The organism is Pseudovibrio sp. Ad46, from assembly GCF_001623065.1.
In the GTDB taxonomy this organism is placed as follows: domain Bacteria; phylum Pseudomonadota; class Alphaproteobacteria; order Rhizobiales; family Stappiaceae; genus Pseudovibrio.
This window is the reverse complement of the sequence record NZ_LMCG01000019.1, coordinates 1-26,621: the sequence shown is the minus strand read 5'-3', so window position 1 is coordinate 26,621 and position 26,621 is coordinate 1. Positions and strand designations below refer to the sequence as shown.

Genomic DNA, 26,621 nt, shown 5'->3' with positions numbered 1-26,621 from the left:
TACTCAAGCTGGGGTCAGTTGCGCTTTGGAAAGCACATTCTGAAAACGAAGATAAACGGCAGATGTCCAAGCGAAAGCTTTGTCGCGAAGACCGGTTCCAGTCAAGGCATCAAAGTTTTCCGCCATTCCTGAGGCCTCGCAGGTTTTCATGAACCGCTTTGCCAACTCGTGAGCCAGCCGGATTTCGCCTTGCCGACATAAACCGTCAAAGATCAGTAGTGTCGTTGGAGCCCATATTGGCCCACGCCAATACCCATCGGCTTCATAATACGTGCTTTGCGGGTTTTCAGTAGCAGGTCCCCATTCTGTGAGAAAGCCCTGAGTATTGAACCTTTCTATGAGTTTGCCTGCAATCTCTCTTGGCAGGTCACTGCCAAGCAGAAGAGGCATAAACTGCGCCAGGCTAGTGTCTGGCAAGACCAAGTCTGGCTGAGCAGGTTTGCGGAACTCAAAGGTCTTGCCGTTCCATAACTGGTTTATCATCAGGTCTTTCAGTTGCTTACTGACATGATCATACTTACTCGCGGTATTCGGGTCTTCAGATGTGCGGTAGAGCCGCGCAATGCAGGTGGCTGTCAGGCATAGGAATGTTGGCAGGTCTGGTCCAACGACCGGACCGCCGTGATCGAAGAAACTGGCGTTGTCCCAGCCACTGTCGTTGCCGTGAAAGTAGCTGGGAAGCTCCTGTTCATTTGCGCGTGTATGCGTGAGCCAATAGCTGAGCTGGCGTTCCATCTTGTCTCTGAGATACACGAGCTGCTCTGAGTTAAAGCAATCACGATAGGCTTCAAAGATGTGCAGGAGTGCCCAACCGTGGACGGGTGGTTTTGTGAATGCAAAGGAAGTGCCAGCATCGTGCACAAAATCTGGCAGCAGTCCGCTGTCATCTTGCCAGTCAAAAATTGCAGCGAACTGACTAAATGCCAGATCAGGATCGATACCAGCAAGCCCGATTGCAGAAAAGGCGTTGTCCCAGCTCCAGATATTGATCATGTGGTTCTTGGACATGTAGGTAGACGGATGCGTTAGCACTCCTTCTGCAGGAACAGTATTTGCCCAAAGGAGGTAGGTGGCGAGTTGCTCCGCTTCACTTTGGTCTTGCTTGCCATGCCAGTTGAAAAAGGCTTGCCGAGATATTGCCTGAGCTTCTTCGAAGGACTGTTTCTCGACTTCAGGACAGAGGCGGCGGTGAAGGATTATACCACCTTCAAACTGCTCTCCAGAAAAGATCAGGGAAACGTTGTCTGCATGATCGCGGCGCCAGTTGCCTTCAACAACAGCATTGCCAACTGTTGTGAACGGTGTCAGGCGCAGGTTTTCACCTGCTGCAACGATGCATTGGTCTCCGTTGGGGTGTTGGAAAGCGTAATCATAACGGGAGCCTTCCAAGGCGAACTTCAGTAAGACGCCCTGCCCTTTGATATGTAGCAGTTCTCCCTCACCAATGCAGAAGCTGACATATCCCTGCTTTCTCTCATTTGAGAACAGATCAACATCCAGACGATGTGGAGACAGCGTGAACTGAGGGGTGAGTACTGTGCCATCCTTGCTCAGAAACTCCAGCTTGCACAAGCGGCCCAGGCTTGGTCGTTCATCTCCACCAGCAATATAGCGTAGATAGCAGTGCTGTTCATCATCCCGGCCGCGCATCATGGAGAGCGTTGTAAAACGCTGGTGGCGGGAGAATGGCACCTGGTCGAAGTCAAATAGCGTCATGCCTTATCCTTTCACCGAGGAGCCGATTGAGCCGTCCATGATGTAGCGCTGCGCAAAAAAGAACAGGATCAGCGGCGGGATGCAAAGAACCACAGTAATGGCCGCGATGGACGTGATGTCCGTTTCATGCAGACCTTTGAACATGGAAAGGCCCAGCGTGAGTGTATATTTGGATTGGTCGTTCAGATAAATCAGCGGACCGAGATAGTCGTTCCACGCGTTCATGAAGTGGAACGTGCCAACCAGCACCAGAGCGGGCATCATCAACGGCAGATGAATACGCCAGTAGATTTGCCAGGAGTTGGCACCATCCATGCGGGCGGCTTCGTCAATCTCGATGGGTACAGTCATGATGTACTGGCGCAGCAGGAACACGAAGAACGCATCTGCGAAGTAGGCCGGAACGATCAGTGGTTTGAGCGTGTTGATCCAGCCGAGCATGTTGAACTCCATGTAGAGCGGGATCATTTTCACATCCCACGGGATCATCATGGTGGAGAGCAACAGGACGAAAATAGCGTCACGGCCTCTGAACTTGAAGCGGGCAAAACCGAAAGCTACCAGAGAGCAGGAAAACAATTGCCCGATGGTGGAAAGGATCACCACAATCACAGAATTTTTGAGATAGACATCGAATGGTTGCTTGAACCAAGCGGTGACAAAATTATCCCACATAACCTCATCGGGCCAGAAGACTGGCGGGAACTGATAGAGCTCGCCAATGCTTTTTACTGCCGTGATGAATGTCCAATAGAACGGTATGATGAACATTGCTGAGAGAAACAGCAGGGCGCCATATGTGAGAGCTCTAGTCATCAGCTGCCTCCGAGTTCTTCATCTCCCCTTCGTAGTAAACCCATGCGGAAGATGATTTCAGGACCAACATGGACAGGACGAGAATGATCAGGAACATGACCCATGAGTTCGCAGCAGCAAAACCCATCTCGAAATACTTGAAAGCATTGTCGTAAATGTACATGGCGAAGAAATAGGTGCTCTCCAGTGGTCCTCCACCGGTCAGTAACAGCGCGATTGTGAGTTGCTGAAAGGCTGAGATGATCGACGTGATCACAGTGAAGAGCAGCATGGGTGAGAGCATTGGGATGGTGATGTAAATAAGTCGTGCCCAAGCTGGCACACCAGACATTTTGGCCGCCTCGTAAAGTTCTTTCGGGATGGATTGCAGGCCAGTCAGTAATATGAGCATGGTGCCGCCCAGGCCCCAAAGAGATGCAATCACGATAGCCAGCAGCGACCAGTTTGGATCCCCCAACCAATTCGGCCCTTCGATACCTGCCAATCCAAGCAGAAAGTTCAGGATGCCGTATTCGTGGCTGTAGATCCACGCCCAGATGGTTACCAGTGCAACGCCGGAGATTACCGAGGGCAGATAAAAGATTGTTCTAAAGACGCCTGTGCCAAAGACTTTCTGATTGAGCAGTACAGCCAGCAATAATCCAAGGATCACATTAAATGGCACGAAGAACAGACCGAACTTGACGGTAATCCAGAGACTGTCCCAGAACAGCGGATCTTCTGTCAGCATCACCTCGTAATTCTGTAGCCCAACAAATGTACGCTCTCCCACCACAGGCCAGTCATAAAAGCTCATGATGAACGAGAAGATGAGCGGCCCCAATGTGAAGAACAGGAAGCCCAAGATCCAGGGAGAGATGAATAGATATGGTGTTAGCTTTTCGATGAAGCGATGCCGCTCCTCAGATGCTTCATCCTGCACGACCAATGTAGACATCTCTCCCTCCCCCAACAATTCTTATTTCAGGTGACGCTTAGAGCGCGCGACAGCACTGTCCAAGTGTTTCTTAGCGTTACCTTTTTCGATCATGGTCGCCTCAATCGCACGTTCAAGATTAGTCTGGATCTTGCTCCAGTTTTTGTGCTTGAGAAACGCGTTGGATTCCCGATCAGAAAGGGCCAGCATTTCAAAAAATGGCTTGTAGATCGGGTCAGCTGTAAGATTCATCTCTTCAGCGACACTTGTGCGGATTGGTAAGTCGTTTTCACGCAACTTGACGGCCTCTGGGGAGGCGTAGAATTTAACAAATTCCCAAGCCAGCTCAGGATTTTTCGTCGCCTTCGCGACGGACATAGCAGAGGCGCCGATTGATGAATGAACAGGCTTGTCACCAAACGCAGGTAACATGGCAACGCCATAGTTTATACCTGCTTTGTCAATGCCCCCCTTGGACCACATAGCACTCTGGAACATGGCTAGTTTGCTACCTTTAAAGAGTGCAGAGCCAGAAGTGCTATCACCAATGCCGAGAACCGTTGCCTCTTCGTTTTTCGCCATTTCAGCAAACATGGTCAGCACTTCGACAGCTTCCGGACTGTTCATGTATCCATCAACTGAACTACCATCTTCCGCAATAAAGCGCGTACCGTTGGACCAGAAGAACTGCTCATAGTCATATGGATCTGGCTTGGCTTCCACAGCAAAACCATAGGTCTTACTGCCCTTGTCGCGGAATTGCGCGGCTTTTTCACGCAGATCTGACCAAGTCCATCCTGTTTTTGGCTCGGCAACACCAGCAGCTTCAAACATATCTTTGTTGTAGAAGACGACATGAGTGGTGAAGCCCGCAGGAATGCCGTAGGCCTTGCCTTCTATCCGCGTGGTGTTGATTAGGCCCGCCGGAATATCCTCAAGATCCATGCTCTCAGCATCACGCGCCATCAACTCGTCAAGAGGCATCAGAGACTTGTAGTACTTAGGGTAGTTCCACATGTACATGACATCAGGTGGGTTTCCGGCCCCGAATGCTGCAATGAGCTTCTTGTCATAACCATCACCGTAGGATTCTACCTGCACTTTTACGCCGGGATTTGCGGCTTCAAAACGCTTTGAGATTTCCTGTAAAATAGCGAGGTTCTCGCTGCTGTTCCATGTTGCAAAGCGGAGCACCTCTTCTGCAAATGCAGCACTGGCTCCTCCCAAAGCCATTGAGGTAACTGCTGTCACCATCGCTAATTGTTTCAGACGCTTTTTCATTCCTCTCCTCCTTCTATGCAATGCAAAGTGCTGCAGTCTCCTGACGTTCAATCAATGAACGCGTCTCCCCATCCAACTTGCGTGGATAGGCCTCCCCCTCAGGACTAAAAAGATGGCAGTGCTCTGCTGGAAAATTGAGATGGACCCTGTCGCCCATATTGACCGGATGCGTTCCTCTGGTGACGACCGTGAATCCCTGACCAGAGTCCAAACGAACATGAACCTGGCTTTCTGTTCCCAATCGTTCGACCAGTTCCACGTTGCCGCTCATATGAGACTCGGCTTCCTCAACCAGCCCCACATTTTCTGGACGAATACCAAAAGTGTGAGGCTGGTCGGGGACTTGTTGCACGGGAGCACTTAACTGAAACGAAATAGAGCCAGAGATGCTTTCTGATGTGAGTGCGATACTCATCTCATTGATAGCATTGGCATTTACTTTCATCATGTTCATCTTGGGTGAACCGATGAAACCGGCAACAAACAGGTTTTGCGGAGCATAAAACAACTCAAGCGGTGTACCGAACTGTGCCACCACACCTTTGTTCAGGACAACGACACGACTAGAAAGCGTCATTGCTTCTACCTGATCATGCGTGACATAAATCATGGTCACACCCAACCGGCGGTGAAGACTGGCCAGTTCCACCCGCATGCTCACTCTAAGACCTGCATCCAGATTAGACAGAGGCTCATCCAACAGGAATAACTTAGGATCACGGACAATGGCACGCCCGATAGCCACGCGCTGACGCTGACCACCCGAAAGCTGTCTTGGGCGGCGTTTCAAAAGGTCGGAAATTTGCAGAATTCGTGCGGCAGTCTGTACTCGTTCTTCAATCTCCACTTTAGGGACACCATTTAAGGAAAGACCGAAAGACAGGTTCTTGTAGACGTTCATGTGCGGATAGAGCGCGTAGTTCTGAAACACCATCGCAATATCGCGTTTAGCGGGTGGCAACTGCGTTATGTTGCGCTCTCCCAACCTGACTGAGCCACCAGACACCTCTTCAAGCCCTGCAATGGAACGCAGGAGCGTCGTCTTTCCGCATCCAGACGGACCAAGGAAGCTGACGAACTCTCCATCCCGGATACTCAGATCGATCCCGGTGAGCACTTCTGTCTTGCCGAAGCTTTTGTAAAGCTGCTTGATATCTACGCCTGCCATGGATCTCCCCCCGAAGCTGATCAAGGCCACTCAAAATATAAACGTTTAATTTTATATGTAAAGCTACTTATGTTTTGATCACCTTACTCACTCAATCGGACTGTCTGACCAGATTACAACTCCAAAGGCCGATATGTGCTCTGCCCCTACATAGATCACCGCCGCTTCCGGCAGATTCAGATACTTGGTTTCATTGGTGAAGTTGAACGCAAACTTAAGCTGTCCGCGACACGTAATACGGAGACCTTCTTGTAGGCCTGCATGCAACTCAACGTCCGCCCATTTCACAAGATAAGCTGCTATTCTTTCCTGTAAAGCATCGTCAACGTGTGCCGCTGCATAGATGCATTTCTGATTACCAACCAATGCCGGATACCCATCGCGGTAATCGGAGCTGAAGTGCCCCAAGACCTCCTCAGAGGCCTTAATGCTCTCCCGCCAGTTGGTGACATTTCCATGCTCCCCCTCGAAAACAAACTGATCTTGATTGTAACGAGGCAAAGACTCCACCCGCACAACATCAAGGTGGATGAGCTCTTTGAAGCTGCCTGGTGGCAAAGGCTCCGAAACATGCATGTGTTCAGTTTTACTGCCAGAGCGCGGCCCCAGAAAGACCTTGGCGGCTGCCTCATTTAATCGCGAAGTAAATTTCGGATTATCTATGATCATATCCGGGAGGATGATCAGCTTGTAATCACTGAGATCGGAGTGCGGGCCAATGATATCGACATCCGCGCCCATCCTGGAGAGTGTTGCGTACCAATCCATCGCAATTTTCGCGCTGGAGTAATCAGCTCCCTGAGGCAAGGTACGAGCTGCCCATCGAGATGGATAATCAAGGACAAGCGCAACCTGTGCTTTTGGCTTTTCACCGGCTTCGGGCAGCAGTTTGCACTCGTTCGCAACTTGAGCCACTTCACTAAAAGCCTGATCGGGCTCATTGTTCGGCAAGAGAAGACCTGTATGAAATTGCTCTTGCGCGAATTTTGATTGGCGCCAACGAAAGTAACAGACAACATCAATGCCGTGCGCATAAGCCAGCCACGTCCAAAGGCGGATCATGCCATCCTGAGGAGATTGGTTATGCTTCGCCCAGTTCACAGGTCCGGGTTGCTGCTCCATCACCCAGGCTTTACCTTTGCCAACATGGCGATACAGATCATGATTAAACGCAGGTTGATCTGGCAAACCAACCCGCAGAAGCTTTGCTTTCTCAGCATCTTCCTTCGGCGAGTAGACAAGTGCACCCATGGGGTAGCTGTCCCAAGAGGCAAAGTCGACATCCGCACCAACGGCATAATGATCATAGTCCGCATTGTGGCCCATAAAATTATGCGTGATTGGCGAGCTTCCAACAAATTTTCGAAGGGTATCTACTTGAGCCCGATTGAACTTAACGACCAGATCAGAGGAAAAGCGATAGTAATCCAACAAATGAGTTGGGCTTGGCTCCTCTACCAGATTGTTCGGCAGCTCAATCTGAGAGAATGCGGAGTATTTCATACCCCAGAAGCATGTTCCCCATGCCTCGTTTAGCTGCTCGATTGAGCTATAACGGTGTTCTAACCACTCGCCAAAGGCCCGCTTTGCTGCAGGCGAATAACTATGAATCGTGTCGTGATCCCCGTACTCGTTGTCAATCTGCCAGGCTTTGACATACGGATTCTGACCATATCTTTGAGCAAATGCTTCCGCAATTTTTGTCGCATACTCAAGATAAATTGGGCTTGAAAAGCAGTAGTGGCGCCTCGCTCCAAATTTTCGTGTTACTCCGTTTTCATCGACGGGAAGAATTTCTGGATGCTTATCGATGAGCCATTTGGGAGGCGCTGCGGTTGGTGTACACATAACAACATCCAGCCCTGCTTGACCGAGCACGTTGACAGCTCTGTCCAACCAAGCCCAATCGAACTTCCCCTCCTCCGGTTCAACCAAAGCCCACGAAAACTCAGCAATACGTACCCATTTCAACCCAAGCTCAACCATCTGATACGCATCATCAGCCCAAATAGCTTCTGGCCATTGCTCAGGATAATAACAGGTCCCCAACTCCAACATTCAAAACGCCTCAATACAACGACTATCTCTCAAAAAGTGACGCTCAAAGAATCACCCACGCCAGAGATATATCAGAGCGCACTACAAAATATAAACGTTTAATTTAACCGAAGTTGAAAACTATGTGCGAGTCTGTGGGGCTGTTTTTGGAAGTACGCAAAACTGGAGTCTCAAAAGCAAGAATCAGTTGAACGATCGTTCGTCATTCTCCTTGACTGCCACACACGACAGCTGCTCATGAAATTAAAGTCAATTACTTCAATACGTTATCTATTTTAATGCCGATTTCCAGCTCAAGGCTGTCTCAACGCCTCTTCATCGCATGATTATTGTCCACTGAATGAAAAGCCCGGTTGAGACGTTCTGTCGCAAGTTTGCCTAAATGGGGAGTTTTCGGCGGTTTTTTGGGGCGTGATGTTTCAGGGCGGGGTTCTAAGTTTTCTTGCTTAACATTAGTCAAGGAGGACAGCGGCCGTTCAATTCACTGTGACTTGGTCTCACCAGCATTGGAGATTGAGAATGTTACAAAATAAGAGACGTGGGTCAGGGTACGCTTTAGCGGCCGGCTTCGCGATGTTGCTAGGTAGTGCAGCTGCACCTGCATTTGCTGAAGGTCCAACACTGAGCGAAGAAGCCTTTGAACGTTCTAAGCAGCTTTATTTTGAGCAGTGCGCAGGCTGTCACGGCGTTTTGCGCAAGGGCGCGACAGGTAAAAACCTTGAGCCGCATTGGAAGAAAAAAGGCAAAGACGGCACCGTCACTGAAGGTGGTACCCTTCAGCTAGGTCAGGAACGCCTTGAGAAGATCATCGCCTGGGGCACAGAAGGCGGCATGAACAACTTCTCGGAAATCCTGAGCGAGCAAGAAATCAAGGACATGGCGACCTACATTATGTTGGATCCGCCAAAGCCACCTGAGATGTCACTTGCTCAGATGAAGGAAACCCGCAAGGTTTACGTCGAAGAAAAAGATTACCCAACCAAGCCTATGCATGGCCGCAACTGGGAAAACTTCTTCGTTGTTATCGAGCGTGATGCAGGTAAAGTTGCAGTCATCGACGGCGACACCAAAGAAGTTCTGGTTCATATTCCTACCGGTTATGCAGTGCACGTGATCAAAGCATCCGAGCACCACAAACTGGCAGAGCCTGAGAATCCAGGTCGTTTCTGGTACACCATGGGCCGTGACGGCAAGATGACGAAAATCGACCTCTGGCAGACACCAGACAAGATGCTCGTTTCTGAAGTTACCGTTGCTTATGATGCACGCGACGTTGCCGTATCCGGCGATGGTAAATACATCATTGGTGGTGCTTACTGGCCTCCACACTTCGTGATTTCTGACGCAGTGACCATGGAACCGCTTAAGGTTGTTTCAACCCGCGGCGTGAACGTGGACGGAGATTATGTAGAAGAAAGCCGTGTTGCTGCTATCTACACAACTCCAAATGAGCCTACATGGCTGGTTGCTGTTAAAGAACTTGGCCAGATGTGGCAGGTTGATTACTCCGATATCGACAACCTTCGTATCGACAAAATCGACTCCGCTAAGTTCCTGCATGACGGCTTCTTCGATCCAACAGGCCGTTACTTCCAGATCGCTGCTAACGCATCGAACAAAATGGTTGTTGTCGACACCAAAGAGCGCAAGCTCGAAGCTATGATCGACGTTGCTGCTCTTCCACACCCAGGTCCAGGCGCTAACTGGAACGATCCTAAGTGTGGTCCGGTTGCGGGTACAACCCACCTCGGCGTTGGTACTGTTTCTGTTTGGGCGAACGACCCAGCAGGACGTCCTGATGAAGCTTGGAAGAAGTGTTACGAAGTTGAAACTGACGGCCCAGGCCTGTTCATCCGTACACATCCAGACTCCAAGTACGTATGGGCTGACCAGACCAAACACCCAGATCCTGAAATTCAGCAGGCTGTTCAGGTGATCTCGAAAGAAACCGGTGAGATTGTGAAAACAATCACCATCACCGAAACAGAGGGCAATGCCGCTGTTCACTTCGAGTTCAACGCAGATGGTTCTGAAGTTTGGGTATCCAACTGGAACATGGGCGACTCTCTTGCTCCAAACGGTGAAATCGTTGTTTACGACGCAGAAACCCTTGAAGAGAAAACCCGGATTAAGGGCCTTTACGCTCCAACCGGCAAGTTCAACGTTCACATCCGTTCGAACCACGTTACCTAATGTGATCTAACGATCCTTTTGAGGGGCGGGCACCACGCCCGCCCTTCTTTTTTATCAGCGGTATCGAGACTGCAACGGCTGGACACCAGTCGGAGATGACGGATTTGCTCCCCGTATCTTGAAAGCCGACCGCACACGACCCGACAAGGATGGGTCGACAGAAAATCCAAAACGGAGCCTGGAAATGACCCAGTCCAACGGTACGGAAAAGAAAAAGCCGATCTGGCGCCGGTATTTCCTATGGGGAATGCCGGTTGCTGGCCTCTTGGGGGCTTTTGTCGTCGGCATTATCTTCTGGGGCGGTTTCAACACCGTCATGGAAGCCACAAACACAAAAGAATTCTGCGTCTCGTGCCACGAGATGAATGACTTTGTCTATCAGGAATATCAGGGTACAATCCACGACGTAAACCGGTCAGGCGTTGGTGCAGTTTGCTCAGACTGCCACGTTCCTAAAGACTGGACACATAAGATCATCCGTAAGATCAAGGCATCCAAAGAAGTTTGGGGCAAGCTGGTCGGCACGATCAACACACCAGAGAAATTTGACAAGAAACGTCTGCACCTCGCCAAAAACGAATGGGCGCGGATGAAATCTTCTGACTCTCGTGAATGCCGTAACTGTCATGATTTTGAATCCATGATGCCGGAGTTCCAGAAGCCACGCGCACGTCAGCAGCACCTGAATGCAATGAAAACAGGGCAGACCTGTATCGATTGCCATAAAGGTATTGCGCATAAGAACGTTCGTGACCGCGCATCTGATGAATATCTGGAGATGATTGAAGCTCCTGACCAGAATTACGTTCGCGAGATTCCGAAAGAGTATCTGGAGAGCCTTGCTCGCATTGAAGCCAAAGAAGCTGCTGAAGCTGAGGCTGCAAGCACTGCGAAGAAAGCACAGCAGGAAGCTACACAGGCTCAGATTGCAGCTGCTGTTGACGCAGCCGTTGCTGAAGAACGTGCAAAAGCTGCCGGTGAAGCACCTGCTGCTGATGCAGGCGACACTGTTGGTGCCAACATCGACTGGAGCGGTGTGGACAGCGTAGACATGACACTGTTCTACCCTGGTCAGGCTTCCTTCGAGTTTGTGCAGAACGGCAAGCAGCACGGTGGTGCTCGTCCGCTGACAAAGGGTGGCGACCAGTGCACAACCTGTCATGCGAAAGAGCTGAACAACATTGGCAACAAGATCGTCAAAGGCACTGACAACACCGAGCCGACCCCAATTCCTGGGAAGCGTGGTGTGATCAACGCAACGATGCAGGCTGCTCATGATGATGAGAATGTCTACTTCCGCCTGCAATGGCCAGATACTCCTCATGCACCTGCACCATTTGTTGACGGTGGAAAGATGGATCCTGAAAACCAGATCAAGGTTGCCATGATGATCACCGGCACCGGTATCAAGATGGGTGAACAGGTTGGTTGCTGGGCAACATGCCATGCAGACAACACCTACATGCCGTTTGATCCGGGTCCAGAAGCAATCGCTGCTTCCGGTGATGTTGCTGAGATGCTGCAAGCCAAGAAGTCCATCCAGAAGTACCTGAGTGAGACCCGGACAAAGGTCGAGATCAAAGGTCGCCGCGGTAAAGCACAGGGTGGTTGGAACAAGCTGAAATCAGCTGAAGAGATCGACCAGCTGCTGGCTGATGGTACCTTCATGGATCTGATGCGCGTCTATGCTGACGGTTCCGCAACCAATGGCTACCTGCTTGAGCGTCGCGTCCAAAACGACGGTGATATCACTGCTTCTGCCAAGCTTTCTGCTGGTATGTGGACTGTGGTGTTCTCCCGTCCGCTGGCAAGCGACAAGCCAGGTGATGTGCCGCTTGAAGCTGGCAAGACCTACACAGTTGGCTTTGCTATCCATGATGACTTCTCAGCTGCACGTTTCCACCACGTGACGTTGAACACCAGTCTGGCACTGGATGACGAAACTGCCCAAATCAATGTGGTAGGACGCTAAGAAAACACAAAGGGTGGCCGAGCAATTGGCCACCTTTTTTTCTGGAGGCTGGATCCTCCTTTATTCTTTTGCTTTTGCGTATCTTTATCCGAAAACCGGTTTCCACTTTTCAGAGATATGCAGAACTTGCTCTAAGTTTTTCCGAGCGTATCCTTATCAATAATAGTACGTGATTTTTGGATATGCATTTGCAAGGGGGCGCTTCATGTACTCAAGATTTCTTCACTGTTCCGCACTTCTTCTGGGTCTTTTGATGGTGACACCTGCCGTTGCGGCGGATGACAAAGCTGCTGCACTTTGCGCAAAAGCAGAAGCTCGTTATGTCGATATGTTTGGACATCCGGCAGCTGAGGCAGATGGCGTTACGATCGTGAAGATGTACAAGTATCGGTTCTGCCCAGAAAAGCTTTCTGTCCCTGTTGGCACCACCGTACGCTGGGTGAATGTTGACAAGCGGACAAGCCACACCGTTCATTTGAATGAGGCGGGTGAGAAAGAATCCGATCGCTTGTTTCCTGAAGAGGTCTTCGAGTTCACCTTCCTGAGCGCGGGATCGCAGCAATATCTGTGTGGTCCGCATTGGGAAACGCAGAAGATGATCGGTATGGTGACCGTCACACCTTAAAGCAGTTCGCATTTAAGGTGAAACACATGAACTGTTTTGCCTTTGTTTTGCGTGGCTTTGAACCTGCACTGCGACTGCGCTTCAGAGGTACTTTCCCCTAATTCGAGTTTATTCAATGATCAGGCTCCTTGTTGCTCTTGGTTCGGCTGTTCTTTCAGCATCTGCTTGCCTTGCCGACCCTGCCGCCCTTTACCAAAAGCATTGTGTAGAGTGCCACGGTGAGAACCGTTTGGGCCTGATCGGTCCGGCTCTGCTTCCTGAAACTTTGGGAGGTATGCGCGGCACGGCGTTGCAAGACACAATCAAACGCGGGCGAAACGCAACTGAGATGCCGTCCTTTCAGGATGTGCTGAGTGACCAGGAGATTGACGCACTCAGCGCTTCTCTCAAGACGCCATTGAAGCCTGCACCGACATGGATGATGGAGCAGATTTCCGCGAGCCTGATTGCCAACGATGATTACAAAGCGACTGTGAAGCCTGTCTGGTCTGCCGATCCGATGAACCTGACATTGGTCGTGGAGACGCTGGACCATTCTGTCAGCGTGGTGGATGGCGACAGCTTCGAGGTTCTGACGCGTTTCAAGATTCCGTTTGGGACGCGCGGGCAGCCCAAGTTCTCCCCTGATGGGCGCTACGTCTACATCATGTCCCGCGATGGCTGGATCCTGAAGTATGACCTTTACGGGTTACAGGAGGTGAGCCGTATTCGTGCCGGGCTGAACAGCCGTAATATTGCTTTGAGCCACGATGGCAAGTGGATTGCCGTAGCGAACTATCTGCCCAACACCTTTGTCATTCTCTCCGCTGATGATTTGAGCCCGCAGAAACTAGAGTATGTTCAAGGCAAGGACGGCACACCAAGCCGTGTCTCCGCTGTTTACCTCGCCGCCAAACGCAAGAGCTTTGTGTTGGCGCTGAAGGATGCGCCTTCCATTTGGGAAGTGTTTTATGGCCCTAATCCACCACATTACGGATTTGCCCATGACTGGCGTGTTGAGGGGCCTGCGCCTAACAAAGACCCGTTCCCTTTGCGCAAGATCACTGTCAAAAGTTTGGTTGAAGATTTCTATCTCGACCCAAGCGATGAATACGTGATGGGTGCTTCCCCCAGTGGCATTGGTGGACAGGTGGTTGATTTGGTCATCGGGCACAAGATTGCTGATCTGGACTTGGAAGGTCTGCCACACCTGGGCTCAGGTTCTACCTGGAAGATGGGTGAGCGGACCGTCATGGCCACCCCGCATCTGAGAGAACCGCTGGTTTCCATTGTAGACATGAAGTCATGGGAGACCATCAAACAGATTGAGATGCTCGGCTCCGGCTTCTTCACCCGGACGCACGAGAACTCACCCTATGTCTGGGTAGATGTTTTCTTTGGTCCAGACAAAGACGCGATCCAGGTGATAGACAAGCAGAGCCTTGAGATTGTAAAGACCCTGCGCCCTCAAAAAGGCTCCCGTGCGGCCCATGTGGAGTTCACAGATGATGGCAAATACGCCCTGGTTTCTGTCTGGGAAGAGGATGGGGCTGTCATTGTTTATGATGCGCAAACGCTGGAAGAAGTGCGGCGCCTGCCCATGAGAAAGCCTCGCGGCAAGTACAACATAGGCAACAGGATTGCAGGTGTTGGAACACCTGAAAACTAGACTGGTTTTAAGGGTAAACTTATCCCCCTCGTGTTTTCCTCCCATACTGTGAACCTATGCCTACGTAACGGGCTGCTGGCGGAGCGACCGTCAGTTTGTCGTAGGTTGGGCGGGGCTATTGGAAGACGTAACGCACCTTTCAGTGGTCCGGTGAACCGAACTTCAAACGTGACCGCATGGTTTGAGGGGAAGGGCCCAGGACTATAGGGTATCACGCGGTGACAGGTGCAAATGTACCGGCAGAAAGACCTGCTTTTGCAGATGTGTTTGTCAAAGACGGAGGAACTGTTTGGGCATGGAAACGTGTCTGGATAAGCCACCTTCTTTTCAGGAAACTGACTATCGTGCCTTATAGGCAAAAGAGGCGACGTAGTTCATTACAAGAAAGCCCGGGCAAGGCGTGTAGCCAATGCTGAAGACTCATTACTAACAAGTAGCGCAGGTATTGCCTGCCGCCTTGCTCATCCCGGCTTCCGGGAATTCTGGTTCAACACTGCATGGGAGGCCATGTGGTGGTTCAGTGCTTGTATTGTCCTAAGCCAGCTAAGAGATATCCTGGACGAGCTGACGTATCGAGACACTCTCCTCTCATTAGAGCATGTTTCGTTCATATGCATTCACGCACCAAGCTCTAACTCTTTAATTTTACGCGTATTCTTATCCAAAAACCGGAACCACTTTTCGGGAACATTCTTTAAATGCAGAGTGCACTTAATAATAGTCAAGGACATGGTGAGTTAGATTGATGAAGCTGACTGTAAAAGCTAGAGCACGTTGCGTTCATTTTCATTTATGCATCGCGCTCTAGCATCTTTGGTGGAGCGAATTCTTGTTGTTTGATTGAATGCAATCAAACGGAACGCGCTCTAACGCATCGATCACTGAATGTGCACGCGCGCATCAATAAAGCCAAAAGAGCGCCTCATGTCGACCACTATGGAACAAGTCAGATCCTGGCAAGGCCCTGTACTATTCAGTTATGGGTTCAGGCCGTTCTTCCTCGCCAGCGCAGTCTGGGCAATCGTGCTTATGCTGCTCTGGATACCACTCGTTTCCGGGCACATCGAGCTGCCGACTGCGTTTGATCCGGTCTCATGGCACGCCCATGAGTTCCTTTTCGGCTATCTGAGCGCCGTTGTTGCAGGGTTTTTGCTGACCGCGATTCCCAACTGGACCGGGCGTATGCCTATTGTGGGCAGGCCACTCATTGTCCTGTTCAGTCTTTGGGTGATTGGCCGTGCCGCGATCCTGTTCGGCGCTTACCTTCCAGCAGGCATCGTTGCCGCGCTTGATGTTGCAATGCCATTGGTGCTGGCCATTGCGTGCCTGCGTGAAATTATGGCAGGCAAAAACTGGCGTAATCTGATCGTGCTGGGTTTGCTGGGCGTGCTCATTGCATCCAACCTGTTGTTCCATTGGGAAGCCTGGAGCGATGGGTACGCAGCGCAGGGCTATGGTATGCGTCTGGGTATCTCCACCATGGTTCTGATGGTTGGCCTGATCGGCGGGCGGATCATTCCCTCCTTCACCCGTAACTGGCTGGTGAAGCAAGGCCGTAAGAGCCTGCCAGCGAGCCCGATGCAGGTGTTCGACAAGATCTCACTGCTTACCCTCCTGATCGCACTGCTTGTCTGGACTGCGCTGCAAGATCATTGGCTGGCGGGCGTGATACTTTTGATTGCCGGAGCGCTGCACTTTGCGCGTCTGGTTCGCTGGAAAGGGCAGTATACCTTCAAGGAACCTCTGGTTCTGGTGCTGCACGCAAGCTATCTGTTTATGCCTCTGGGTCTGCTTGCACTTGGCTTTGCCATTCTCCAGCCAGACCTGCTGGACATCACCGGAGCCCAACACCTGCTTATGGCTGGCGTCCTGGGTATGATGACCCTGGCCGTCATGACCCGCGCAACCCTCGGCCATACTGGTCAGGAGCTCAAAGCAAGCCGCAGTGCCACCTTCCTTTACTGCGCAATGGCCACATCAGTCCTCCTCCGCTTCTCCGCAGGCCTCTTCCCAGATCTCGCGGCAAGGCTCTACGATATGTCAGCTCTGGCATGGATCCTGGCATTCGCGGTCTACGTGGCGACCTTCGGCCCCCTGCTGGCGTGGGGGAAGAAGTGAGGGGGAGTAACGAGTTGTCGTCTCTGTTGCTGAAGGTTATACGATTTAAACCAGATACCAATTTTTGATTGGCAGCGGAAACAGTTATAGATCATCATGCTAGGAAGGTTTAATTGTGCCATGATCACCTCACCTTTAAAGCACAAAATATCTCGTAGATGACACGTCTTGCATCAAGCCAGCTCATACCACCGGAGTTAGTCAGCAACTCGCACTTGATGCACTCCTGCTCAAAGGTACCCAAATCTGCTTGGAGCATTTACGTCTCAACTTGTTCAACTTCTCGAAAACGAACCCAAAATTAGAATAGCTTTGCAGATACGTTACCTAGTTTGCTATGCCACATTAAAATCCAGCATGACTTTCTTAGCTACCTATCTGATCTCTAAGACACTGCATTCGACTGACGGAACCATATTGATGAGCCGCAGCCACGAGCATTTTAAAGGTGAAGAAACACGCGCGATCAGTTTTCGATCATGGCTCACACGTAATCGTCCTGACCTGAAATTTGTTGAAACCACAGGAGGTTCTGGAGTTGATCATAAAATTGAAAAAGACCTGGCCTCTATTCTTGAGAAAGAGCAGCACATATGTGCTGTGTACTCCATGGGCGGAGGAAACAGGGCAATAATTCAAATGCTTGAGCAGTACAAAATGTATCCGGACAGCTACATTGCACATGACCTTAATCAGGAAAACAAAGCATTGCTCAACGCGGGCAGAATTTCATTTGTACTCCATGACGAGATCACTCAGGATATCTCGGCTGCCTTTTTTCACATCAGTCGTGCAAACAACATATCCTTGACGGAACCTTCAACTCCCAATGGCTCCGAAGTTCATATAATCGCACCTGAACTTTAAACGAGTTAAGCCCCTCACCCACGCAATGTGTCCTTCCGGGCATGCACCCTGATTTTGCGTATCCCGGCAACCTATTTGGTTTTCAGCTTATTGGACGCTTTTTAGCTCTGAAATACCAAGAATGCGACGGTTGGCTGCCTCATCCGTTCCTGCATCAGCAAAGTCATCAAAGGCGCGCTCGGTGACGCGGATAATGTGGTCCTTAATGAATTGCGCCCCTTCTCTTGCCCCGTCCTCCGGGTGTTTGAGGGCACATTCCCATTCCAGCACGGCCCACCCATCAAAATTGAGAGCAGAAAGTTTGGAGAAGATTGATTTGAAGTCCACCTGACCATCTCCCAAAGAGCGGAAACGACCTGCGCGGTTCTCCCATTTTTGATAGCCTGAATAAACGCCTTGTTTGGGCGACGCGTTAAACTCTGCATCCTTGACATGGAACATTTTTATTCGGTCAGCGTACACATCAATAAAGCCGAGATAGTCCAGTTGCTGCAGTACGAAATGGCTTGGATCATACAAGATATTCGCGCGGGAGTGATCTTTCACCTCGGCCAGAAACATCTCAAAAGTGACGCCATCGTGCAAATCTTCCCCCGGATGGATCTCGTAGCACACATCAACATTTGCCTGATCAAAGGCATTGAGGATCGGCATCCAGCGCTTACCAAGCTCTTCGAATGAAGCCTCAATGAGACCAGCCGGGCGCTGTGGCCACGGGTAGACATAGGGCCATGCTAAGGCTCCCGAAAACGTGGCATGAGAGGTAAGGCTCAGATTTTGCGAGGCTTTGGCTGCCAAAAGTAATTGTGAGACTGCCCATTGCTGCCGCGCCTTAGGGTTGCCATGCACCTGAGGCGGCGCGAACCCGTCAAACATCGCATCGTAAGCGGGGTGAACAGCGATCAACTGGCCTTGCAGATGAGTAGAAAGTTCAGTGATTACGACGCCATGATCCGCTAGCATTCCCTTCAACTCATCGCAGTAGGTTTTGCTTGTGGCTGCTTTTTCCAGATCGATCAAACGCTCACCCCAACTGGGAATCTGCAGACCTTTGTAGCCCAGATCTGCGGCCCATTTGGCTATTGATCCGAGCGTGTTGAACGGGGCTACATCTCCGACAAACTGCGCTAGAAAAAGCGCGGGACCTTTGAGCGTTTTCATCACATAATCTCCCAATATTCCAATAGCTTGTTTGGATTAAATATGAGTGTCTTGTGGCGTTTGGCTGTTACAAGGCACGCTGTTTTTCGCTAACAGGCGCTGTACTTTGCCTTTCAATCAACTCCACTGGCAGAACCGTTCGGTGTGCAGTTGCTTCGCTCTCCGCACGGTTTTCAACTTCTCCGGCAATGCGGCGTAGCAGCTTACCTGCTGCTTCCTGCCCAATGCGAAATCTGGGCTGGCGGATCGTTGTCAGTGAGGGGATAAAACGTTCGGCAATTGCGATGTCATCAAAGCCGACGACGGAGACATCTTTGGGGACGGAAAATCCGAGCCGGTCAAGCTCTGAAATAAACCCAAAGGCAACTTCATCACTCATGCAGAAAATTGCGGTTGGGCGCTCTTCCAGTGCGCACCATTGGTGTGCTGCCTGTACGCCTGCCTCCAGCGAGAAACCGCCGTCAATCAACCACTCTGTGCGGAGTGGCAGAGAATGTTTTAAAATAGCTGCCTCAAACCCTTCCTGACGAGCGGCTGTAAGCCTGTTTTCAGCTGGGCCCCTCACCAAGCCGATAGCTTTGTGACCAAGCGTGTGTAAGTGGCTCACTGCCAACTGAGAGCCTTGGTGGTTATCAACCCGCACCGATCCGAAACGTGGGTCTGTGCCCCACTCACAGCAGTACACGACAGGTGGCAATTCTGAGGATACGGAACCGTCATTTAGGTTCGTGAGATCCAATGTCCCATCCAGCACCAGCAAACCATCTGCCTGATTCATCGAGAGGTAGTCATAGGCCTGTTCACGCTCAAAACTGGTTTGAAGTATATCCACCACCAGCAGGCTCAACCCCTCTTTGGCGAGCACACTTTCAATGCCGGAAAGTATTGAAGAAAAAAACGGATTTCCCAGATTAGGCACAAGAGCAACAACCGCTCCTGCCTCCTTTTTCCTCAAATTTCGAGCAGTTTGATTGATGCGATAACCGGTGACACGAACAGCAGCCATCACCTTTTCTCGAGTTGCTTTATTCACCTTCTCAGGCTTGCTAAGAGCTCTACTTACCGTAGCTGTAGAAACACCGGCGACAATAGCAACATCCTGTATTGTAACAACTTTTGAATTCATACGTTGACCGATACTATTTATGGACAGTTACTGTCCAATAATTACTGTTGACTCAGCGCATTTTCACTGACTACGATATATATGTAATCGATTGCAGTCAAAATAAAACTATCATAAAGCTACTGTGATTGACGTATTGGTCGGGTTGGGAGGCCTGATCATCATTCGAATTATTGGGAGGGTAATTCAATGCTCAAGATCAAAGTTTTTTTAACTGCAGCAACAATGCTGGCAGGCGTTTCTTCTGTTTATGCTGCTGATCTGGAAGTGACGCATTGGTGGACATCCGGTGGGGAAGCTGCTGCTGTGAAAGTGTTTGCTGATGCAGTCAACGGTGCCGGGCACAATTGGGTGGACAGCGCGATCGCAGGGGGCAGCAACGCACGGCCAATCATCATCAGCCGCATCTCTGGCGGTGACCCAATGGGAGCAACCCAGCTCAACACGGGGCGTGATGCCGAAGACCTGATCAAAGCAGGTCTGATGACCGATCTTACTGAGATTGCCGAAAAAGAAGGTTGGGCAGACTTCATTCGCCCTGCAAAGCTGCTTGAGAGCTGCACATATGAAGGCCGCGTATACTGCGTTCCCGTCAACATTCACTCATTCCAGTGGATGTGGTTGAACCGCGGCGTATACGAAAGCAATGGCCTGACAGTTCCTGCCAATTGGGAAGAGTTTATTGGCTCTGCTTCCAAACTGAAAGAAGCTGGGGTTACACCTCTGGCAGTTGGTGGTGAAGCCTGGCAGCTCAGCGGTATGGCAAATGTCTTTCAGGTTGCGCTGGGTGGTGTTGACCTCTACCGCCAGATTAAAGAGGAAAAGAGCGTTGAGGCAGCTGGAGGCCCTGCAATGCGAAAAGTGTTTGAAGCTGTTGCTGCTGCACGTGGATTGGTCGACAGCGGTTATGTCGGGCGAGCATGGAACGATGCAACAAACATGGTCATCACTGGTAAAGCCGGCGCTCAAATTATGGGTGACTGGGCTCAGGGAGAGTTCTCGTTAGCCGGACAAACTGCTGGCAATGAGTATGATTGTTTGCCGGGTCTGGGCGCAAACCCTGTTCTTGACACCGGTGGGGACTCATTCTTCTTCCCTAAACCGAACGGCGACAAGCCTGAGATCGTTGCAGCTCAGTTGGAAATGGCATCTTTGCTGGTTTCAAAACAAGTGCAAGTGGGCTTCAACCTGCGAAAAGGGTCTCTTCCCATCCGTGGGGACATCAATCTTGATGATGCAAATGCTTGCATGAAGAAGGGTATCGCTATTTTGGCAAACCCGGAAAACATTCTACCCGGATCTGAGCAAGCCTTCTCATCTGACACTCAAGGACAGATTGAAGATTTGTGGGTGGAGTTTTTCAGCTCACCAGAAATGAGCGTCGATGAAGCGCAATCTCGTTATGTCGAAATCATCGAGTACGCCGATTAATGGCGCCTCTCCTTTAAAAACAGTCGGAGGGTCGATCTTCATGATTGGCCCGTCTGGCTTGCATCGGAGATGTGTTAATGTCCATCGCCAAGCGGCCAAACCCCTTGTTTCGAAACCTTAATGCCAAGATTGCGGCATTGCCAATGATCGCCACGACGCTGCTGGTCTTTCTTGGCTGCTCTATCTGGACAGTTATCTATTCTTTTTCTAAGTCCCGGGCACTGCCACTCAATGAGTTTGTTGGCTTTGCACAATACGAGAGATTGTTTCGCACATCTCGTTGGCTAATCTCGATGGAAAACATCGTGATTTACGGGGTTCTCTCACTCCTGATCTCGTTTGTGATCGGGTTCATACTCGCAGCCCTCATTGATCAGAAGATCCGCTTTGAAGATACGTTTCGAACCATTTACCTTTACCCATTTGCGCTCTCGTTCATCGTAACCGGCATTGTCTGGCAATGGATTTTGAACCCAAGTCTGGGCATCCAGGAAACTGTACGATCATGGGGGTTTGAAAACTTCACTTTTGACCTGATCGCCAACCGGGGCACAGTGCTTTACGCCTTGCTCATTGCGGGTATCTGGCAAGGAACCGGCTTTGTCATGGTGTTAATGCTGGCCGGTATTCGCGGCGTTGACCGGGAGATCTGGAACGCAGCAAGAGTTGATGGAATACCGGTTTGGAAGACGTATCTCTTTGTGATTGTTCCCATGATGCGCGGCGTCATGGTCACCACTCTTGTGATTGTCGCAGCCGGCATCGTTAAGCTTTACGATCTCGTCGTGGCGATGACACAGGGTGGTCCTGGCATCGCATCAGAAGTCCCCGCCAAGTACGTTTATGACTTCATGTTCGCCAGAGCCAATGTTGGGCAGGCACTCGCCGCCTCTACGGTCATGCTCACAACCGTCCTCATCATCTTGATTCCGTGGGTTTATCTCGAATACGGCAAGAAGAAAGCGCAGAGGTAGAGGGGCTGATATGACTGTTGAACCCTATGAAATTACTCAGACAAAGCCTAGCAAGAGCTTTGCAATCGAGCCATCCGGTGCGAAACCACTTCGCCGCTTCAACCCCACACGGATAATGCTCTACTCCGTTCTGTTGGTGGCTGCTGTTTACTACTTGCTGCCACTTTATGTGATGATGATGACCAGCCTAAAGGGGCTCCCAGAGATCCGCCTTGGCAACATCTTTGCTCCACCAGTAGAAATCACTTTTGCTCCCTGGGCAAAAGCCTGGGATACCGCCTGCACGGGCCTTTATTGCGAAGGGCTGAAGGTTGGGTTTTGGAATTCCGTGAAGATCACTATTCCAAGTGTTGTTATGTCCATCACGATTGCCTCTGTGAATGGCTATGCCCTTTCCAATTGGAAGTTTAAGGGCTCTGAGGTGTTCTTCACCATTCTCATCTTCGGCAGTTTCATTCCTTACCAGGTGATGCTGTATCCGCTTGTGATTGTTACCCGTGAGCTGGGCATATTCGGGTCTCTTCAAGGGGTGATCTTCATTCACACCATCTTTGGAATGCCGATTTTGACACTCTTGTTCCGCAACTATTTCGCTGCTTTGCCTGAGGAGTTGTTCAAAGCTGCACGTGTGGATGGTGCCGGGTTTTGGGGTATTTTCCTAAAGGTACTGGTACCAATGTCTGCGCCGATATTCGTCGTTGCCGTGATTTTGCAAGTCACTGGAATTTGGAATGATTTCCTGTTTGGTGTCATTTTCGCCGGTGTTAAAAACTTCCCCATGACTGTTCAGCTCAACAACATCGTCAACACCACACAAGGTGTGAAGGAGTACAACGTCAACATGGCTGCAACCCTGCTGACAGGCGCAGTGCCATTGGCTGTTTATTTCTTCTCTGGGCGCTTTTTTGTGCGCGGGGTCGCCGCCGGCGCTGTGAAAGGATAATACAGTGAACTCAATCAGCATTCGCGATCTGTCGCTAAAATTTGGTGAAGCTACCGTTCTCGATCAACTCAACTTGGATGTCGCTGAAGGAGAGTTCCTTGTTCTGCTGGGTGCATCAGGATGTGGGAAATCTACCCTGCTGAATTGCATTGCAGGATTGCTGGATCTCTCCGAAGGCCAAATCATCATAAACGGCACAAACGTTACATGGGCTGAGCCGAAAGACAGAGGCATCGGCATGGTGTTTCAATCCTATGCGCTCTACCCGCAAATGACGGTGCGCGGGAACCTGACGTTTGGCTTGAAGAATGCCAAGGTGCCTCGTGAGGATATCGAGCACCGGGTAAACCGCGCAGCCCAAATGCTCCAGATCGAGCCCTTGCTAAACCGCAAGCCGGGGCAACTTTCCGGCGGTCAACGCCAACGTGTTGCCATTGGGCGCGCTCTTGTTCGTGATGTGGATGTCTTTTTGTTTGACGAGCCTCTTTCCAATCTGGACGCGAAGCTGCGTGCGGAGTTGCGTGTGGAGCTGAAGCGTTTGCATCAAAAACTACGCAACACCATGATTTATGTAACGCATGATCAGGTGGAAGCGATGACACTAGCAGACCGCATTGCGATTATGCGCGACGGTGTCATTCAACAGCTCGCAGACCCGTTTACCATCTACAATCAACCGGTCAACAAGTACGTGGCGAGCTTTATCGGCTCCCCGGCCATGAACTTCCTTGATGGTGCATATGGCATTGATGAACAGCCTAGTTTCACATCAAATAACCTGGATATTGCGCTAGGCCGCTACAACTTCAAAACCAGAGCAGAAGACAACAGACCAATTTATCTTGGCATCCGTCCAGAGCATGTTCACGTGGGGAATGCAGCTCAGGAGCAACCATTTAACTCCGACATATCAGTCGAAGTTGTGGAGCCAATGGGATCAGATACGCTGGTGTGGACCTCGCTGGACAATCAACCCTTCCATTTCCGTATGGACGGACAAGCCACTGTCAATGTGGGTGACCGCCTGCCTATCGGCTTTGACCCGGTTAAAGCCTCTTTGTTTGACAAGACATCTGAATTACGTCTCTAAACGCAGGAAATTGATCACAATGGATTTTTCCCTTCAGCTTTATAGTGCACGCAATGCTCAGCCACTGACTGAGGTTTTGAGCGGTCTGGCCAAAATGGGCTACACCCAAGTAGAAGGCTTTGGTGGGGTTTATGAAGATCCCAATGCTTTGCGACAGATGCTGGATGCCAACGGCCTTTCCATGCCCTCCGGCCATTTTGGAATTGATGAACTGGAAGCAGATACAGCACGCTATATTGAACTGGCAAAATATCTTGGAATAACGCGCATTTTCGCGCCTTTCCTCGCCCCATCAGAGCGCCCTCAAACTGAAGCTGACTGGATCTCATTTGCTCACCGCCTCGCGCAGGTCGGCACAAAAGTGCAGGCTGCAGGCCTGAGCTTTGGGTGGCACAATCATGATTTTGAATTCCAATGTGAGTACAACGGACGTACACCTATGGAAATCATCCTCACTGAAGCGCCAGAGATCGATTGGGAAGCCGACATTGCGTGGATCATCCGAGGTGGTCACGATCCGATTTCATGGATTGAGCGCTATGGCAGCCGCATTACAGCTGTTCATGTCAAAGACATTGCTGCCACTGGCGAATGTGCCGATGAAGATGGCTGGGCAGACGTTGGTTTCGGCACTGTACAGTGGGGCCAAATCCTCTCAGTCTTACAAGAGAAAAGCCGTGCTTGTGTTTATGTCATGGAACACGACAACCCGAGTGACTTTGCCCGCTTTGCGCAACGCTCTTTGAACTCACTCAAAGCACTGGAGGGCGCGTAAATGCTAGAAACACTTGGCATTGGCATTATTGGGTGCGGCAATATATCGGAAACCTACCTTACACTTGGCCCCCAGTTTCGAGGGCTGGACCTGAAGGCCGTGGCAGACATCAACATGGATGCTGCGCATGCCAGAGCTGCGGAATTCGGAGTTCAGGCCTATACAGTTGACGAACTGCTGGTGGCAGACGATATCGATATAATCGTCAATCTTACAATTCCAGCAGCCCACTTCGAAATCAGCCGCCGGATACTCGAAGCTGGCAAACACGTTTATTCAGAAAAGCCGTTTGTTCTTTCTTTGAAGGAAGGACAGGCCCTGCTTGAGTTAGCAGAGCAAAAAGGACTTCGTATTGGCTCCGCGCCAGATACATTCCTTGGCGGATCTCATCAGCAATGTCGCAGCCTGATCGATAGTGGGGCAATTGGTAAGGTTGGGAGCGGGACGTGTCACGTCATGAGCCGTGGCATGGAGCATTGGCATCCAAATCCCGCATTTTTCTTTAAGGATGGTGGTGGGCCAATTCTTGATCTGGGTCCGTATTACCTCACGAACCTCGTTCAATTGCTTGGGCCTGTAAAAGCCGTTTCTTCTTTAGCGTCCATTCCGTCCTCAAAGCGAACCATCACGTCTGCACAACGTTACGGAGAGACACTATCCGTTGAAACTGAGACCACTGTTCATGCCCTGCTCGAGTTCCATAGCGGTGCTGTAATTACATTTGGTGCGAGCTGGGATGTAAAGGATCATAGTCATAACCACATGGAGCTATATGGCCAAACTGGCACGCTGTATGGGCCTGATCCAAACTTCTTTGGTGGTGAGGTACGCGTTACAGATGAAAATGGTACATCGGTAGACCTCCCAACCTGGAAGCATCCATTTGGAGAGCCCAATCAGCAACACGATAGCATGGGCGCTATGGCAAATTACCGAGCCGCAGGCCTCTCCGATATGGCGATGGGAATTCTTGAAGACCGCCCACATCGCTGCAATCAGGCGCTGGCACTCCATGTCGCCGACATCATGTTCTCAATTCTAACCTCTGGCCGCGAACGACGGTTTGTAGAGTTGGCAACCTCCTGCAACAGTCCCGATGCTTTTTTGAAAGAAGATGCGGAGCAGATGATGCTGAGTTCATCACAAGATTTAGTTGCTGAGTAACTTCAGGAAGCTGACTCCACCCAAATCACTTATCCCCGGCGTGTATTGAGACGGGTAACGACGGCATTATCTGAGGTAGGGGGATAGATTACTCCTATCCTCTTTTCGCGGCATCAGTATAGAGCCGATGCTAGCTGGAGTTATCCTACAGAACACGGTCCATCGTTGACGCATTGCCAGAGCTACTTTCGCGAACTGTGTAGACATAGCAACGCTGTCCTAACGCTAATAACGCAAACGAACGCACATAGGAGCGCAATGCCGTCACTGCCAGCCGCAATTCTGGTGGTCAGCGCCGCTTTATGCATGCAGACATCCGCCGCTTATCATTTGCGTTAGTCGCGCAGGAGTTTGGCTTCACCATCAAAGAGATTTCAGATCAGCTCGGGACACTTCCCCCGGGCCGTGCGCCAAACAAAGCAGAGTGGCAACGTTTGAGCCAGCAGTTCAAAGTTCATCTGAATGAGCGCATTGCACGCATGGAGAACCTGAGAGCGCAACTGGAAGGCTGTATGGGGTGCGGCTGCCTGTCTCTGGACAAATGCGAGCTCTACAACGCCGGAGACGCCGCATCCAAAT

The 26,621-nt window shown here is 50.7% G+C and carries 21 protein-coding genes and 1 pseudogene; 14 read left to right on the top strand and 8 right to left on the bottom strand.

Annotated features, from left to right (window positions below; all coding sequences use genetic code 11):
* Nucleotides 1-3: 3 nt before the first annotated feature.
* From PsAD46_RS04525 to PsAD46_RS04500, 6 genes are all read right to left on the bottom strand, one after another.
* Nucleotides 4-1,716, bottom strand: coding sequence for a trehalase family glycosidase (locus PsAD46_RS04525; protein ID WP_063306236.1), 1,713 nt, complete (start codon nucleotides 1,714-1,716; stop codon nucleotides 4-6).
* 3 nt (nucleotides 1,717-1,719) lie between these two features.
* Nucleotides 1,720-2,532: a carbohydrate ABC transporter permease gene (locus PsAD46_RS04520; protein ID WP_057464118.1), complete on the bottom strand. Its 813-nt coding sequence runs from the start codon at nucleotides 2,530-2,532 to the stop codon at nucleotides 1,720-1,722.
* The gene (locus PsAD46_RS04515; protein ID WP_063306235.1) at nucleotides 2,525-3,469 is read right to left on the bottom strand and encodes a sugar ABC transporter permease; all 945 of its coding nucleotides are present in this window, start codon (nucleotides 3,467-3,469) and stop codon (nucleotides 2,525-2,527) included. Before PsAD46_RS04515 ends, PsAD46_RS04520 begins: the two co-directional genes overlap by 8 nt.
* Before the next feature lie 21 nt (nucleotides 3,470-3,490).
* Complete coding sequence (locus PsAD46_RS04510; protein WP_063290922.1) at nucleotides 3,491-4,729, bottom strand: sugar ABC transporter substrate-binding protein; 1,239 nt, start codon at nucleotides 4,727-4,729, stop codon at nucleotides 3,491-3,493.
* Nucleotides 4,730-4,742: 13 nt separating this feature from the next.
* Nucleotides 4,743-5,897: a sn-glycerol-3-phosphate ABC transporter ATP-binding protein UgpC gene (gene ugpC, locus PsAD46_RS04505; protein ID WP_063306234.1), complete on the bottom strand. Its 1,155-nt coding sequence runs from the start codon at nucleotides 5,895-5,897 to the stop codon at nucleotides 4,743-4,745.
* An 87-nt stretch (nucleotides 5,898-5,984) separates the two neighbouring features.
* Complete coding sequence (locus PsAD46_RS04500) at nucleotides 5,985-7,955, bottom strand: beta-galactosidase (protein WP_084404334.1); 1,971 nt, start codon at nucleotides 7,953-7,955, stop codon at nucleotides 5,985-5,987.
* 519 nt (nucleotides 7,956-8,474) lie between these two features.
* Here PsAD46_RS04500 and PsAD46_RS04495 point away from each other — a divergent pair.
* From PsAD46_RS04495 to PsAD46_RS04470, 7 genes and pseudogenes are all read left to right on the top strand, one after another.
* Nucleotides 8,475-10,148 (top strand): cytochrome D1 domain-containing protein, encoded by a 1,674-nt coding sequence (locus tag PsAD46_RS04495; RefSeq protein WP_208981673.1) that lies wholly within the window; start codon nucleotides 8,475-8,477, stop codon nucleotides 10,146-10,148.
* A 247-nt stretch (nucleotides 10,149-10,395) separates the two neighbouring features.
* A pseudogene (locus PsAD46_RS28515) lies at nucleotides 10,396-10,890 on the top strand (NapC/NirT family cytochrome c); the annotation flags it as partial.
* 36 nt (nucleotides 10,891-10,926) lie between these two features.
* Nucleotides 10,927-12,120, top strand: a complete 1,194-nt coding sequence (locus PsAD46_RS28510) for an ethylbenzene dehydrogenase-related protein (protein WP_275078109.1) — start codon at nucleotides 10,927-10,929, stop codon at nucleotides 12,118-12,120.
* Between the two features lie 205 nt (nucleotides 12,121-12,325).
* Nucleotides 12,326-12,745: a plastocyanin/azurin family copper-binding protein gene (locus PsAD46_RS04485; protein ID WP_063289351.1), complete on the top strand. Its 420-nt coding sequence runs from the start codon at nucleotides 12,326-12,328 to the stop codon at nucleotides 12,743-12,745.
* Between the two features lie 115 nt (nucleotides 12,746-12,860).
* Nucleotides 12,861-14,393: a nitrite reductase gene (locus tag PsAD46_RS04480; protein WP_063290918.1), complete on the top strand. Its 1,533-nt coding sequence runs from the start codon at nucleotides 12,861-12,863 to the stop codon at nucleotides 14,391-14,393.
* Nucleotides 14,394-15,317: 924 nt separating this feature from the next.
* A complete protein-coding gene (locus PsAD46_RS04475; protein ID WP_063306278.1) occupies nucleotides 15,318-16,511 on the top strand; it encodes an NnrS family protein in 1,194 nt (397 codons plus the stop codon).
* Nucleotides 16,512-16,928: 417 nt separating this feature from the next.
* The gene (locus PsAD46_RS04470) at nucleotides 16,929-17,378 is read left to right on the top strand and encodes a hypothetical protein (RefSeq protein ID WP_153040683.1); all 450 of its coding nucleotides are present in this window, start codon (nucleotides 16,929-16,931) and stop codon (nucleotides 17,376-17,378) included.
* An 87-nt stretch (nucleotides 17,379-17,465) separates the two neighbouring features.
* Here the strand turns inward: PsAD46_RS04470 and PsAD46_RS04465 are convergent, their stop codons facing one another.
* Nucleotides 17,466-18,539 (bottom strand): sugar phosphate isomerase/epimerase, encoded by a 1,074-nt coding sequence (locus PsAD46_RS04465; RefSeq protein WP_063297719.1) that lies wholly within the window; start codon nucleotides 18,537-18,539, stop codon nucleotides 17,466-17,468.
* A gap of 67 nt (nucleotides 18,540-18,606) precedes the next feature.
* The gene (locus tag PsAD46_RS04460) at nucleotides 18,607-19,665 is read right to left on the bottom strand and encodes a LacI family DNA-binding transcriptional regulator (RefSeq protein WP_063297720.1); all 1,059 of its coding nucleotides are present in this window, start codon (nucleotides 19,663-19,665) and stop codon (nucleotides 18,607-18,609) included.
* 189 nt (nucleotides 19,666-19,854) lie between these two features.
* On the opposite strand from PsAD46_RS04460, the gene PsAD46_RS04455 reads away from it, so the two are divergent.
* The 7 genes from PsAD46_RS04455 to PsAD46_RS04425 form a co-directional block, all read left to right on the top strand.
* A complete protein-coding gene (locus PsAD46_RS04455) occupies nucleotides 19,855-21,096 on the top strand; it encodes an ABC transporter substrate-binding protein (protein WP_063306232.1) in 1,242 nt (413 codons plus the stop codon).
* Nucleotides 21,097-21,173: 77 nt separating this feature from the next.
* Complete coding sequence (locus PsAD46_RS04450) at nucleotides 21,174-22,070, top strand: sugar ABC transporter permease (RefSeq protein ID WP_063290913.1); 897 nt, start codon at nucleotides 21,174-21,176, stop codon at nucleotides 22,068-22,070.
* Between the two features lie 10 nt (nucleotides 22,071-22,080).
* The gene (locus tag PsAD46_RS04445; protein ID WP_063290912.1) at nucleotides 22,081-23,013 is read left to right on the top strand and encodes a carbohydrate ABC transporter permease; all 933 of its coding nucleotides are present in this window, start codon (nucleotides 22,081-22,083) and stop codon (nucleotides 23,011-23,013) included.
* A gap of 4 nt (nucleotides 23,014-23,017) precedes the next feature.
* On the top strand, nucleotides 23,018-24,103 hold the full coding sequence (locus tag PsAD46_RS04440) for an ABC transporter ATP-binding protein (protein ID WP_063290911.1): 1,086 nt from the start codon (nucleotides 23,018-23,020) through the stop codon (nucleotides 24,101-24,103).
* Between the two features lie 19 nt (nucleotides 24,104-24,122).
* Nucleotides 24,123-24,878 carry a sugar phosphate isomerase/epimerase gene (locus tag PsAD46_RS04435; RefSeq protein WP_063306231.1) on the top strand — a complete coding sequence of 252 codons (756 nt, stop codon included), beginning with the start codon at nucleotides 24,123-24,125 and terminating at the stop codon, nucleotides 24,876-24,878.
* Nucleotides 24,879-26,042 (top strand): Gfo/Idh/MocA family oxidoreductase, encoded by a 1,164-nt coding sequence (locus tag PsAD46_RS04430; protein WP_063306230.1) that lies wholly within the window; start codon nucleotides 24,879-24,881, stop codon nucleotides 26,040-26,042.
* Nucleotides 26,043-26,344: 302 nt separating this feature from the next.
* A partial coding sequence (locus PsAD46_RS04425; RefSeq protein WP_153040682.1) for a MerR family DNA-binding protein occupies nucleotides 26,345-26,621 on the top strand: 277 nt, incomplete at its 3' end.

Bases quoted from the DNA above. Each gene is read 5' to 3' on its own strand.
- PsAD46_RS04525 (WP_063306236.1), bottom strand. From the start codon at position 1,716: ATGACGCTATTTGACTTCGACCAGGTGCCATTCTCCCGCCACCAGCGT.
- PsAD46_RS04520 (WP_057464118.1), bottom strand. From the start codon at position 2,532: ATGACTAGAGCTCTCACATATGGCGCCCTGCTGTTTCTCTCAGCAATG.
- PsAD46_RS04515 (WP_063306235.1), bottom strand. From the start codon at position 3,469: ATGTCTACATTGGTCGTGCAGGATGAAGCATCTGAGGAGCGGCATCGC.
- PsAD46_RS04510 (WP_063290922.1), bottom strand. From the start codon at position 4,729: ATGAAAAAGCGTCTGAAACAATTAGCGATGGTGACAGCAGTTACCTCA.
- ugpC (WP_063306234.1), bottom strand. From the start codon at position 5,897: ATGGCAGGCGTAGATATCAAGCAGCTTTACAAAAGCTTCGGCAAGACA.
- PsAD46_RS04500 (WP_084404334.1), bottom strand. From the start codon at position 7,955: ATGTTGGAGTTGGGGACCTGTTATTATCCTGAGCAATGGCCAGAAGCT.
- PsAD46_RS04495 (WP_208981673.1), top strand. From the start codon at position 8,475: ATGTTACAAAATAAGAGACGTGGGTCAGGGTACGCTTTAGCGGCCGGC.
- PsAD46_RS28510 (WP_275078109.1), top strand. From the start codon at position 10,927: ATGATTGAAGCTCCTGACCAGAATTACGTTCGCGAGATTCCGAAAGAG.
- PsAD46_RS04485 (WP_063289351.1), top strand. From the start codon at position 12,326: ATGTACTCAAGATTTCTTCACTGTTCCGCACTTCTTCTGGGTCTTTTG.
- PsAD46_RS04480 (WP_063290918.1), top strand. From the start codon at position 12,861: ATGATCAGGCTCCTTGTTGCTCTTGGTTCGGCTGTTCTTTCAGCATCT.
- PsAD46_RS04475 (WP_063306278.1), top strand. From the start codon at position 15,318: ATGTCGACCACTATGGAACAAGTCAGATCCTGGCAAGGCCCTGTACTA.
- PsAD46_RS04465 (WP_063297719.1), bottom strand. From the start codon at position 18,539: ATGAAAACGCTCAAAGGTCCCGCGCTTTTTCTAGCGCAGTTTGTCGGA.
- PsAD46_RS04460 (WP_063297720.1), bottom strand. From the start codon at position 19,665: ATGAATTCAAAAGTTGTTACAATACAGGATGTTGCTATTGTCGCCGGT.
- PsAD46_RS04455 (WP_063306232.1), top strand. From the start codon at position 19,855: ATGCTCAAGATCAAAGTTTTTTTAACTGCAGCAACAATGCTGGCAGGC.
- PsAD46_RS04450 (WP_063290913.1), top strand. From the start codon at position 21,174: ATGTCCATCGCCAAGCGGCCAAACCCCTTGTTTCGAAACCTTAATGCC.
- PsAD46_RS04445 (WP_063290912.1), top strand. From the start codon at position 22,081: ATGACTGTTGAACCCTATGAAATTACTCAGACAAAGCCTAGCAAGAGC.
- PsAD46_RS04435 (WP_063306231.1), top strand. From the start codon at position 24,123: ATGGATTTTTCCCTTCAGCTTTATAGTGCACGCAATGCTCAGCCACTG.
- PsAD46_RS04430 (WP_063306230.1), top strand. From the start codon at position 24,879: ATGCTAGAAACACTTGGCATTGGCATTATTGGGTGCGGCAATATATCG.